The organism is Lysinibacillus mangiferihumi, from assembly GCF_003049665.1.
Classification (GTDB): domain Bacteria; phylum Bacillota; class Bacilli; order Bacillales_A; family Planococcaceae; genus Lysinibacillus; species Lysinibacillus mangiferihumi.
This window is the reverse complement of the sequence record NZ_PYWM01000006.1, coordinates 98,314-110,865: the sequence shown is the minus strand read 5'-3', so window position 1 is coordinate 110,865 and position 12,552 is coordinate 98,314. Positions and strand designations below refer to the sequence as shown.

11 protein-coding genes are annotated in these 12,552 nt (G+C 37.7%); 4 read left to right on the top strand and 7 right to left on the bottom strand.

The window, feature by feature from the left end; genetic code table 11:
- Window positions 1-203 precede the first annotated feature (203 nt).
- Window positions 204-1,424 carry an ABC transporter substrate-binding protein gene (locus tag C9J37_RS08070; protein WP_024364420.1) on the bottom strand — a complete coding sequence of 407 codons (1,221 nt, stop codon included), beginning with the start codon at window positions 1,422-1,424 and terminating at the stop codon, window positions 204-206.
- Window positions 1,425-1,741: 317 nt separating this feature from the next.
- Window positions 1,742-2,170, bottom strand: coding sequence for a hypothetical protein (locus tag C9J37_RS08065; protein WP_107894966.1), 429 nt, complete (start codon window positions 2,168-2,170; stop codon window positions 1,742-1,744).
- Between the two features lie 78 nt (window positions 2,171-2,248).
- On the opposite strand from C9J37_RS08065, the gene C9J37_RS08060 reads away from it, so the two are divergent.
- The gene (locus C9J37_RS08060; protein ID WP_107894965.1) at window positions 2,249-3,676 is read left to right on the top strand and encodes a cryptochrome/photolyase family protein; all 1,428 of its coding nucleotides are present in this window, start codon (window positions 2,249-2,251) and stop codon (window positions 3,674-3,676) included.
- Window positions 3,677-3,893: 217 nt separating this feature from the next.
- On the opposite strand, the gene C9J37_RS08055 is transcribed toward C9J37_RS08060, so the two are convergent.
- Window positions 3,894-4,490, bottom strand: a complete 597-nt coding sequence (locus tag C9J37_RS08055) for a class I SAM-dependent methyltransferase (RefSeq protein WP_107895018.1) — start codon at window positions 4,488-4,490, stop codon at window positions 3,894-3,896.
- Window positions 4,491-4,933: 443 nt separating this feature from the next.
- On the opposite strand from C9J37_RS08055, the gene C9J37_RS08050 reads away from it, so the two are divergent.
- On the top strand, window positions 4,934-5,269 hold the full coding sequence (locus C9J37_RS08050) for a heme oxygenase (RefSeq protein ID WP_024364429.1): 336 nt from the start codon (window positions 4,934-4,936) through the stop codon (window positions 5,267-5,269).
- 128 nt (window positions 5,270-5,397) lie between these two features.
- Here C9J37_RS08050 and C9J37_RS08045 read toward each other — a convergent pair whose 3' ends face one another.
- Complete coding sequence (locus C9J37_RS08045; RefSeq protein ID WP_107894964.1) at window positions 5,398-6,411, bottom strand: YeiH family protein; 1,014 nt, start codon at window positions 6,409-6,411, stop codon at window positions 5,398-5,400.
- Between the two features lie 113 nt (window positions 6,412-6,524).
- On the opposite strand from C9J37_RS08045, the gene C9J37_RS08040 reads away from it, so the two are divergent.
- On the top strand, window positions 6,525-7,412 hold the full coding sequence (locus C9J37_RS08040; protein ID WP_107894963.1) for a LysR family transcriptional regulator: 888 nt from the start codon (window positions 6,525-6,527) through the stop codon (window positions 7,410-7,412).
- A gap of 36 nt (window positions 7,413-7,448) precedes the next feature.
- Here the strand turns inward: C9J37_RS08040 and C9J37_RS08035 are convergent, their stop codons facing one another.
- Window positions 7,449-8,369, bottom strand: a complete 921-nt coding sequence (locus C9J37_RS08035; protein WP_107894962.1) for a LysR family transcriptional regulator — start codon at window positions 8,367-8,369, stop codon at window positions 7,449-7,451.
- Between the two features lie 135 nt (window positions 8,370-8,504).
- On the opposite strand from C9J37_RS08035, the gene C9J37_RS08030 reads away from it, so the two are divergent.
- Complete coding sequence (locus C9J37_RS08030) at window positions 8,505-9,695, top strand: coenzyme F420-0:L-glutamate ligase (protein ID WP_025220869.1); 1,191 nt, start codon at window positions 8,505-8,507, stop codon at window positions 9,693-9,695.
- A 179-nt stretch (window positions 9,696-9,874) separates the two neighbouring features.
- Here the strand turns inward: C9J37_RS08030 and C9J37_RS08025 are convergent, their stop codons facing one another.
- Window positions 9,875-11,044, bottom strand: a complete 1,170-nt coding sequence (locus C9J37_RS08025; protein ID WP_107894961.1) for a M20 metallopeptidase family protein — start codon at window positions 11,042-11,044, stop codon at window positions 9,875-9,877.
- Window positions 11,045-11,071: 27 nt separating this feature from the next.
- Complete coding sequence (locus C9J37_RS08020; RefSeq protein WP_107894960.1) at window positions 11,072-12,484, bottom strand: YfcC family protein; 1,413 nt, start codon at window positions 12,482-12,484, stop codon at window positions 11,072-11,074.
- Window positions 12,485-12,552 lie beyond the last annotated feature (68 nt).

Sequence of the window (12,552 nt, the reverse complement as noted above, 5' to 3'; positions counted from 1 at the left end):
GCGTTCACTCCTTTATTATTTTTTAAAGCATGCAAAAATGGGACCTATTTCTACATAGTGAAAGTGAATGCAGAAAAACTCGTGTCCCTCATAAAAAGTATTTCCGATTCCTTATGCTAGAATCTATGCTTTTTTTATTAGTCTAGTTGTCTATGAAAAAATAAAAGAGAAGGCAGGTTGCCCGCCTCCCCCTTGCTTAAAAATTAAGGATTTACTTTAGAGTTGAACACTTGTTTACCGTCTTTAAATTCAAGAACTGTTGCTGTTTTAATTGGGTTATGGTTTTCGTCAACTGAGAAAGTACCTGTTACTAAAGAAAGATCCTTTGTTTCAGCTAATGCCTTTTTAATTGCTTCACCGTCAGTAGAGCCTGCACGTTTAATTGCATCTGCAATGTAGTAAACCGTATCATAGCCAAGTGCGTTAAATGCATCCGGTGCTTTATCGCCATTGGCAGCTTTAAATGCTTTTACAAAGTCTTGAATTTTTTGATCTGGGTCTTCTGCAGAATAGTGGTTTGTGATGTACGTATTATTCAGTGCATCTGCGCCCGCTAACTCAACTAAAGTTGGAGAATCCCAACCATCTGCTCCCATAAGTGGCACCGTAATGCCCATTTCACGCGCTTGTTTAACAATTAGACCCACTTCTTCATAATATCCAGGGATAAAGATGAAGTCAGGATTTGATGATTTGATGTTTGTTAATTGCGTACGGAAATCTGTATCTTTTGCAACATAAGCTTCTTCTTTCACAACTTTTCCGCCATTTTCAGCAATCGTATCTTTAAATGACTTTGCTAATCCTTTTGCATAGTCAGAAGCGTTATCAGCAAAAATGGCTACGTTTTTCGCTTTCAGCTCACCTGTTGCAAAGTTTGCTGCAACAATCCCTTGGAATGGGTCAATAAAGCATGTACGGAACGCATATTCATTAACGCTGCCGTCATCATTTACTGTTACATTTGGTGCTGTAGCAGCTGCACCAACTAAAGGAATTTTGTTATCGTTCGCAATTTGAACAGTTGCAATGGTGTTACCAGAAGTTGCTGGAGACATCATCGCTACTACTTTATCTTGCGTCGCTAGTTTAATAGCCGCTGCTGTTGCCTCTGAGTTTTCTGATTTGTTATCTACTTTAATAAGCTCAATCTTCTTGCCATCAATACCGCCTGCATCGTTAATTTCTTTAACAGCTAACTCTGCACCTAATCCGATTGAAGAACCGTAAGAAGCTACGTTACCTGAAAGCTCCAAGTTTGCACCGATTTTAATTGTATCGCCATCTTTTGAGCCGCCTGATGATGAGCCACCACCCGAACTTGTATCACTATCTCCAGCACCGCAACCTGCAAGTACACCTGCAAGAAGTGAAGAAGCGACTAGAAGTGAACCGAACTTTTTAAGCTTGTTGTTCTCTTTCATAATTTAATTCCCCCTGAAAATTCTCAAATATTAGATATTTCTGATAATTATAAACAATCTACGGCTAATCCTCAATAGCAAAAATAATTATTTATAACTATCTAATTTTGAAGCTAGATAATATTCAATTAAGCTTTTTACATTGTAAAACATTCTTTATATTTAGTCTAGAGTGATTTTTCAGTATAATTAGTTATTTGTGAATTATCTATCAATTGTTGGTATAAATTAGTAGAAACCTATTATCCTATTTTTTTCGAAGTTAGAAAAATAATGTCCATTTTGCAAAAATTGCTTTCCTTTTATAGTTTAACTGCTTATCTTTTTTTCAAAAGAACCCCTACCAATACGCCATACAAAATATGACCGGCAAGCCACCAACTAAATGCGTAGAAATCTGTAAAGTTAGGTGTTCGTGTTGAGAAGGTTGTTGTAGGAAACAACATACATCCTATAATCATTTGAAGTACGATACTATTTCTGATTAACGTACCATTATTCCACTTATATTTATAACGAATGGTATATAATATGGCTGTTATGAACCACGAAATCACGAGATGAAAGGAAAATTCAATCACTTCTGGAAATCGATAATTTTTTAAAATCGGTATATAATCGACATTTAATAGTAATGTATAAACGCGGCTTCCTGTTAGATTTTCAACAACTTTAAAGAAAATCCCAAATAAGCAACCCGCAACTAAGGATGCTATCATTACTTGACGATTGAATAGTGTTTTCATAATGTCCTCCTTGCTTTAATCTAACTACTACTTACCTGTGCTAACGTATATTTTTAAACTATAAAAGGATGATTCAAAATGAATAAAAAAATAATTGTACTATTTCGTAATGATTTACGACTAGATGATCACCCCGCGCTCTGGCATGCAGCTAAATCAGGGGTCATTTTACCGGTTTATATTCATAATGAGCAATTTTCAATGTGCAATACCGCTCAAAGTTATTGGACGTACTATTCACTTCAGAATCTACAAACGACACTTGATGACTATGACATGCAACTGATTTTACGAAAGGGTGAAGTCATTTCAGAAGTACTACAGTTAGCTTTAGATACTGAAGCGGACGCTGTGTATTTTAATGAGCGTTTTCTTCCAACTGAACGAAATGAAGATGAGCAGCTAACCAATATATTACAGGCTAATAATATTGAAGTAAAAGCATTCTATGGTGATGCATTATTCAACTTAGCGAACATTCAAAATCAACAAAACAAGCCTTATGCCATTTTTACATCATTTTATAAGCGTTGTTTGCAGGAGCCCGTGCGTAAACCGCTTGGTCAACCTACTAATATTAGAGCTTTTCCAACGAAGGTATCATCTCTAGCCTTAGAGCAATTGCAATTACTGCATGGTAATTGGTATGACAAGTTTCACCATTATTGGAACCCTGGGATAGATGGGGCAATGGAGCAGTGGGAACTTTTCGTAGAACAAGGTTTATTTGACTACCAAGATAAGCGAGATTACCCTGCCAAGGAAACCATTTCTAAAATGTCTCCATTTCTTGCAGTGGGGAACATTAGCATTCGTTTTCTTTGGGCAACATGCCAAGAGCTAATAGAAGATAAGGACAACACAATATTTAGTCAGCAGATAGAAAGCTTTTTAAGACAACTTATATGGCGAGAATTTTCAATTTATCAACTGTTAAACTATCCTACATTTTCTACCGATTCATTACGCAGTAATTTTCAACATTTTGAGTGGGAGCCTCATTCGACTCGTCTTGAAGCATGGAAAACAGGACAAACTGGGTATCCTCTTGTTGATGCAGGGATGCGTGAGCTTTGGGAAACCGGCTATATGCATAACCGTGTAAGAATGGTTGTTGCATCTTTTCTAGTGAAACACTTATTACAACCTTGGCAAGATGGTTATGCATGGTTTGGGCATACGCTTGTCGACTTTAATGCAGCAAATAATGCTATGGGTTGGCAATGGGTAAGCGGTACGGGTATCGACTCTGCTCCTTACTTTCGTATCTTCAACCCCTCGTTACAAGGAGAGAAATTTGATGCAGATGGTGCTTATATAAAAAAATGGGTGCCTGAATTAGCACTTCTCCCTGCAAAGTATATACACGCACCACAAACAGCACCAACGGCCATCTTGGAACAAGCCAGAATCACATTAGGTGATACCTATCCATTGCCCATCGTGGATCATAAAACAGCACGAGCCCGTGCATTAGAACGATACAACGCTATAAAAAAAGCTTAGAGCTACTCGTGCTCTAAGCGTCGAATTAGATTGAATAAAAATAAACAATAAACATATTTTCACTATACTAGGAGCAAACTTTGCTGCCAGTGGGCTGTTCCAGTTGATTGGAGTGGAAAACGCGACACTCCTGTAGGAATAACACGAGCGGAAAAAGCGTCCGCCACAAAAATTAGTTGGAGCCGTGCCTGTGGAAAGGGAGCTTCTTGCACGGAAATTATTTTATTGCAAACACGCAAAGACGTTCATTTATATTTGTTTCATGTTCTAGATGCACCTCATGTATCAATTCAAAAGGTGTACCATGATGTAAAAACTGCAAATAATCGTACGGTGGATAGTATAAAATAATATGGATTTCGCGCATATTTTGCTCATAAGACTTCCATATATTATGAATAACCGTACGAAATATATTAATGGAAAATGGATTAAAAAAGAAAAAAACATTATCACGTGGCTGTATCTTATAGTTTTCCGCAATTGTATGAACAAAAGAAATGTTCGCTTGTGAGCCCTTTTTTCGGCAATAACTTTCCTTGTTATGCTCCGCCTCTTTATAAAAACCTGCGTCCATTTCTACTCCAATTGTCGGTATGTGAAATTTATGATGAATATAAATAGGAACCCTGCCTTTGCCACAGCCCATATCAATAAAAACTGGATTTTTCGGCAGATCATATTGGGAAAATAATTGTTCTAAGCCTGTATAGGGAGTTGGCTCGTAGCGATGGTAGTGAGCCAGTTTAGGAAATCCATATTGTTCACCGACCGTATTAATGTGCAAAAATTTATCAAATTGTTGTTCATTCATCATTTAGATACTCCTCGAAAAAAAAGAATGCTTTATTTTAGCATGTAAAAAAGCAAACACGATATCCAAAAAATTTGGATATCGTGTTTTTTATCGCTTCATCTTCTACCACTAATATTTTTATCATCACTTTCTCACCTCGCCACTTGCTTGTTGATTTTTTATAATAGCATCTATTTATGTCAGCACACGCTACAAAAGAACCCTATGTAGGTATATTTGAAAACAAGATGGTAACGATAGTTATAGAATGCCTACAACTACTGGTTGAGATATAATAAAGAATAGAAGTCAATATCGTCATTGGAAATATCGTTTTCCTTTGCAATTTTGTTGACAATGACTTCCTAGGACACTTATCATTGATTGCGAATGATAATCATTGATAATTCATTCGATTTTGCTTTAATTTATCTTCAATAAAATGATTAGGGGGTATTAGTATGATTATTGTTACCAATCGTATTCAAGTAAAGCCTGGCTTTGCTGCGAAAATGGCTCCAAACTTTACGAAGCCAGGTCCGCTGCAACAGTTTGAGGGCTTTCACAAAGTAGAAGTATTAATTTCTACAGACGATCCTACATATGACGAAATGAGCGTTAATATGTACTGGGAATCGAAAGAGCATTTCCAAGCGTGGCGTAATAGCGATGCTTTTGCGGCGGCGCATCACCGTCCTGAGCCTGGCTCTGAAGGCGCAAAACCTGAGAACAGCCCAATTATCGGCAGTAAAATTGTCGTTGCTGAGCTAGCTTCTTCTATCGAAGCACAACGTTAATAACGAATTGTAAACCTATTTAAATTATCTTCTGATTCTATCTAAAAAACCATGCATATTTCTAGAAAATATGCATGGTTTTTTCTTGGTGTCAGGCACTCAAACAATTCTCAAACAATTCTTAGTCATTACAACACTACTACTAAGAAATAACCGACTATTGATAAACATACCGAACCAATCAGTCCTGCGATAAAGGCTTTAATGCCTAATTGCTTAAATGTTTTCATTTCTACATTCAATCCTAAGCCTGCCATCGCCATAGCAATTAAAATATATGCGCAATTTACGACTGTTTGTGCAAATGCTGGTGGTATTATTCCTAACGAATTAATAGTGCTCATAACTAAAAAACCTAGAATAAACCAAGGAATTATAGATAACGAAAATGCTTTGTTTCCTTGTTCTTTGTTTCTTCTTTGATACATAATTCCAATTACAATCGCTACTGGTACGAGCAAGGCGACACGCGTTAATTTTACAATGACCGCCATATTTACAGCCTCATCGCCACCCGCGGCCGCTGCTGCAATAACGTGAGCTATTTCATGCAATGTACCTCCTGCAAAAACGCCATATTGTGTCGGTGTTAAGCCAATAAGTGAATACACCACTGTATAAATAAGTGTAAATACTGTGCCAAGCAAGGCGACAATCGCTGCACCTACAGCAGTTTCCTTTTCATTCGCCTTAATTTGAGGGGCAATCGCCACAACAGCCGCAGCTCCACAAATAGCTGTTCCACAAGCCGTTAAAATGCCGAGCTTTTTATCGACATGAAATACCTTCGTTAACCAGTAAACAACAAAGAGAGCAAATACTAAATTGAGAAAGGCAATCAAAAAGACGCTCGCTCCTGCATGATAAATATCAGCTAAATTCAAACGCATCCCCAGCAAAATAATACCTAATCGCAATAGTTTTTTACTCGAAAAAGATATACCCGTTTGCCAGACATCAGGTACAGTAAATGTTGCTCGCCATACCATCCCAAGTATGATTGCTATTACAAGCTGGCCTAATATTGAGAAAAAAGGAAATGTCGAAATATACTTAGCCACTAAGGCAAGACCTAATGTCAAGATAATCCCCTTCATAAATGGTGGCGCTAGTAAATTCTTTATCCCCTGTTGTTGATTCATGCTGTCCACTTCTTTCATTCTTGATGATTATACTTTATAAAAAAGTTAATCATCAGTAAAATACATATATATAATTACAATTATTAATTTTTCTAATAATAAGGGGTGAGACGATGCAATACGATGCGTTAAAAACGTTCGTTACATTAGTTGAAGTCAATAACTTTACGAAGGCCTCAGAAATGCTCCATATTTCGCAACCTAGTGTCAGTCTGCATATTAAAAACCTTGAACAAGCGTTGCAAACTACTTTATTTATCCGCTCGCCAAAGTCTGTGCAAATTACACCAACTGGTGAGATTTTATATAAGCGTGCCAAACAAATTATGGCTATTGCTGAGGCAGCGAAGGAAGATATATTAGCTTATCATCATTCGATTCAAGGCACGCTCGTAATAGGGGCTAGCTTTACAATTGGAGAAAATATATTGCCTGCCATGTTGTCGAAACTTCAGCACAAATTCCCTCAATTAGAGCTGCAAGTTATTATTGGCAATACCGATGAAATTATTCGATTTACTAAACTATTGCAAGTAGATATAGGGCTTATTGAAGGTCAGGCACATGACAACGAGCTTATTATTCATCCTTTTATGGAAGATGAGTTATTTATAGTTAGCGCAAACGACCACCCCCTTGTTCAACAATCTGCTATCACGATCCCACAATTACAACGGCAAAATTGGGTTGCACGTGAAGTTGGTTCAGGTACACGTAATTATTTAGATCATCTATTTAGAACAAACGGTCTTCAAGTGCAATCACTCTTAACCATTAGTAGCAACCAAGGTGTGAAAGAAAGTGTGATTGAAGGACTAGGCCTATCTTTACTATCTGGCAGTGTAATTGAGCGCGACCTTCGAAATGGTGATCTTGCTATTTTGCCACTTGCTGAACAACGATTTATCCGGACATTTTCCTATCTACACTCTCCTACAATGAAAAACAAACGAAATGTTGATGCACTGATTGAATTGATTACAAAGAAAAGCGAAGCATAAAAAAAGGCTTAGCAGGCTATCATCTAGTCGCTAAGCTTATTTTAAAGTTCGGGGGTTTATCTGCTTCCGAGCTTGTTTACGTTCAATAATCTCGATAAATTTTGTAGCAGCACGGGACAATGGAACACTTTTTAAATAACACATCCCAATACTACGATTTGGAATGCTTTCTACAAGTGGCAATTCATAAAGTAGCCCTCGTTGTAAATAATCCATTGAAAATTCCTTTGTTACACACGCAATTCCTAAATTACTACGTGCAAATTCAAGCACTAAATCATGTGAACCGAGCTCAAACTCCGGTGCAATTTGAATACCTTTTGACATTAAATAAGTTTCAACATAGTTTCTCGAGTTCGATTTCTTCTCAAGAAAAATAAGGGGGAACTTTAATAAATCCGCAAAACTTAAGCTCTTTGACTTGAGCGTTTTATATTTCTCTCCACAGACGAAAATATCTTGAACTTCCGTGCACGCGGTTAATTGTAAACTGACATCTTCTATCGGGAAATTGCAAAGCCCGACATCAGCCTCACCCGATTTTATAAAGTTACATATTTCCGAAGTAGTGCCATTTAACATTTGCAATTTTATATTTGGATACATCGTATGAAAAGACTCAAGATATGGCATTAAAAAGAAGCGTGAAATTGTATCTCCTACCCCTATTTTCAATTGGCCTGTCGTTAAATTTTTAAATTCTAGCAGCTTTTCTTCCCCTGCATCTAAAAGACCTAATGCCGAGTTAGTATATTCAAATAGCAACTTTCCTTCTGTCGTTAATGTGACGCCCTTTGGTGTTCGGTTGAAGAGTCTAGTGCCTAGCTCCCTTTCGAGTTGCATCATGGCTTGGCTAACGGCGGGTTGTGTCATAAATAAATCTTTAGCCGCCCTAGAAAAGCTACTATTTTTTGCAACGACACTAAAAACACGATATAAATCTAATTTCCCTATCATATAAGCTCTCCTTATAGCTATTATTTAAACTATTAATTTTACTTATATCATTAACTGAGCGTATAGTAAAATCATATTGGTTTTATTCATCTCATTAAAAATTAACATATAGCTATTTAATAAGGAGAGATTATTTTGGAACGTGTAGTTGGAACAGTGGTAAGAGGTCTTCGTGGTCCGATTATTAACGAAGGCGATAACATCGAACAAATCGTTGTCGATACAGTGCTAAACGCTGCTAAAGTGGAAGGCTATTCAATTGAGGATCGAGATATTGTGACAGTAACAGAATCTGTTGTAGCCCGTGCACAAGGTAACTATGCATCAATCGATGACATTGCAACGGATGTAGCTGCTAAGTTTGGTGATGATACAGTTGGTGTGATCTTCCCAATTTTAAGCCGTAATCGCTTTGCAAACTGCTTACGTGGTATTGCGAAAGGGGTAAAAAAAGTCGTTTTAATGCTAAGCTACCCATCGGATGAAGTTGGCAACCACTTAGTTGATATCGACGAACTAGATGTTAAAGGTATTAATCCTTGGACTGATACCTTAACAGAAGCTGAGTTCCGCGAGCATTTCGGCTATAAAAAACACACATTTACAGGTGTAGATTATATTGAATACTACAAAGAATTAATCGAAGCTGAAGGTGCAGCTTGTGAAGTCATCTTCTCAAACAATCCAAAAACAATTTTAGCCTATACAAAAAGTGTACTAACTTGCGATATTCACACTCGCTTCCGTACAAAACGTATTTTAACAACGAATGGTGCTGAAAAGGTATTTTCGTTAGATAATATTTTAGCTGAATCTATTAATGGTTCTGGCTTTAATGCAGAATACGGTCTACTTGGCTCAAACAAAGCAACTGAGGAAAGTGTAAAACTATTCCCACATACTTGCCAACCAATCGTTGATGGCATCCAAGCAAAAATCAAAGAAGCTACTGGTAAAACAGTAGAGGTAATGGTTTATGGAGATGGTGCATTCAAAGATCCAGTAGGTAAAATTTGGGAGCTTGCTGACCCTGTTGTTTCACCTGCCTACACTGCAGGCTTAGACGGTACACCGAATGAAGTAAAATTAAAATACTTAGCAGATAATGATTTTGCTGATCTTCGCGGAGAAGAATTAAAAACAGCTATCTCTGAATATATTCAAAATAAAGACGAAGATTTAACTGGTCAAATGGCCGCTCAAGGTACAACACCTCGTAAATTAACAGACTTAATCGGTTCTCTTTCTGACCTAACTTCAGGCTCAGGCGATAAAGGAACACCAATGATTTATATTCAAGGTTATTTTGATAACTATACAAAATAATACGCGATAACAACGATAAACACCCGCCTGCATAAGGTGGGTGTTTATTGTTGTAGATAGTTACTGCCGTTGATTTCCGCTGCGGGCGCTTTCCGCGGGTGTTTCCATACATCACTCCCATTAACTACTAGATACTTTACACCAATACACTCAAACACCCACCCACACTGGTGATGGTTTTAAGGGCATAATGTCCGTGCGATTTTTTCAAAATAGCGAACACCATAAATCAAGGCATCCTCATCAATTTTAAAGCGAGGGTGATGCAAAGGATAGGCTTCACCAAAATCCTCATTATGCACCCCTATATACTGCATTGAAGAAGGAACAATCTCTGAAAAATCGGCAAAATCTTCTGTTCCAAACATTGGTGCAGGTAATTCCTGTACACCTTCTGCCCCTACAATATCCCCCGCTATTTGACGCGATAAAGCTGTAAGCTCCTTGTCATTGGTTACAGAAGGACAACCAAGTTCCCATTTAATATCTACTCTAGCCCCATGCATGGACGCTATACCATTGACAATCTTCTCTAAATGGTGACGAGCCTCCACACGTACTGTCGCATCAAGCGAACGAATTGTACCACCAAGCTCAGCCGTATCCGCAATAATATTTAAAGCTGTACCACAATGAAATTTTGCTACCGTTAAAACCGGAGCATGAATGCTTGGTACTTTACGCGACACAATAGTTTGCAATGCCACAACCATTTCTGACCCAATCAATAACGGATCAATTGCAACTTCTGGCGTCGAAGCATGTCCACCTCGACCGTAAATCTTTATCTCAAAATCATCTGCAGCTGCCGTAAACTTTCCATCCTTCATGGCAAATTGACCGACTTGATAATCGGGGCTTACATGTAATGCAAATGCATAATCTACATTATCCGCAACACCTAATGACACAAGTTGAGCAGCTCCCCCTGGCGTTACCTCCTCAGCATGCTGGAAAATAAAACGAATTTCACCATTGAAATCTGTTCCCCGCTCTGCTAATACTTTCGCAGCACCTAATAACATCGCTGGATGTGCATCATGTCCACAAGCATGCATCACACCTGGATTTTTTGATTTAAATGGCAAATCAGTCTCTTCTTCAATTGGCAATGCATCAATATCTGCACGCAATAAAATCGTATGACCCTGCCCCTCCGTCTTCATCCCTTTTAAACATGCATAAACACTCGTTTCTGTTAACCGTTTTACTTCTAAATGTGGGAATGTTATTAATTGCTCATAGATAAACTGTGCTGTTTGATGCTCTTGATGTGATAATTCAGGATACATATGTAAATGCTGTCTCCAAGCAATGACCTGTTGATGTAAATCTTTTGTTTTTATCATTTGTAAATCCTCCTATCATTCTCTAAATTAAAACGGGCCGTAATTCATAACGTGCGCAATAACTAATAAAATAATGGCTAACGTCGTTTGAATAACGAAGTATGGGAAAACCCATTTAAACCATTTGGAAAATGGAATACCTGCGATTGCTAAACCTGCTAACAAAACACCACTTGTAGGAATGACCATATTCGATATACCGTCTCCAAATTGGAAAGCCAATACGGCTGTCTGTCTTGTTACACCAATTAAATCAGCTAATGGTGTCATAATGGGCATTGTTAAAGCAGCTTGTCCACTACCTGATGGCACTAAGAAATTTAAACACAGTTGTAGCAAGAACATGCCTACTGCATTAATAGAAGCAGGTAGTACACTGACTGCGTTCGCTACAAAATGTAAAATAGTATCAATTAAGCCACCCGATGTCGTAATAACGAGGATTGTTTGAGCAAAGCCAATAATTAAAGCGCCCTCCACCATATCTCGCGCTCCTGAAATAAAGCCTTCAGCCATTTGATTTGGACTCATTTTACAAATTACCGACATAATAATACTGCTTAATAAGAATACGCCACCAATTTCACTGATATACCATTGAAACTTAATAACCCCGACAATTAATGCAACAAAATTCGCTAACAACACCAGCAAAGCCAATAAATGACGACCGCTCATTTTAAAGTCTAAAGATAGTTCCACCGTTTCTTCTCTCTTAAACTTTCCGTAGATTCCTTTCGATGGGTCTTCTTTCACTTTTTTTGCATGCCGAATAATATAAATTACTGTTAAAAGATAGAAAACAACAAATACAATAATGCGATAAGACATACCTGAATACATTGGCAATTCAGCTATCGTTTGAGCAACGCCGATGTTAAATGGATTGGTCATGCCAGATGTAAAACCAGTTGCTAATGTCCCTAGCATGACAATTGCAAACCCTGTAATGGCATCCATTCCTAGAGCCATCGTTAATGGAATAATGATGGCAATATATACAAGTGTATCCTCTGCTGAACCGATTAATGTTCCTAAACTACCAAAGATTAATATCAGAATCGGAATTAACACGTACTCCTTCTGACCAAATTTAGAAGCCATTACTTTAATAAATGAATCGATCGCTCCCGTTTTTTGCATAATACCAAGCGCTCCCCCAAATAAGAAAACAAATAAAATAATGGAAGCACCTTCTAGCATCCCTAAATGGACACTATTGAATATTTCAAGGAAACCGACTGGACTCGAATCTATATAGTGAAATGATTCAGGGTCTACAACCATACGCCCGTTTATCTCAACTCGATCATACTGACCAGCTGGAATAATATACGTAAGGACACTCATAACTAAAATAATAATAAACATTAAAACAAACGCATTAATCCCCTTGATTTTCGGCTCTTCAACATTATGATTCTCTTGTAGATTTGCCATCCTCTCTCCCCTTTGCATTCGTAGTACAAAACCTTAAAGTAGCAACTTGCTACATAAAACAAAAAATC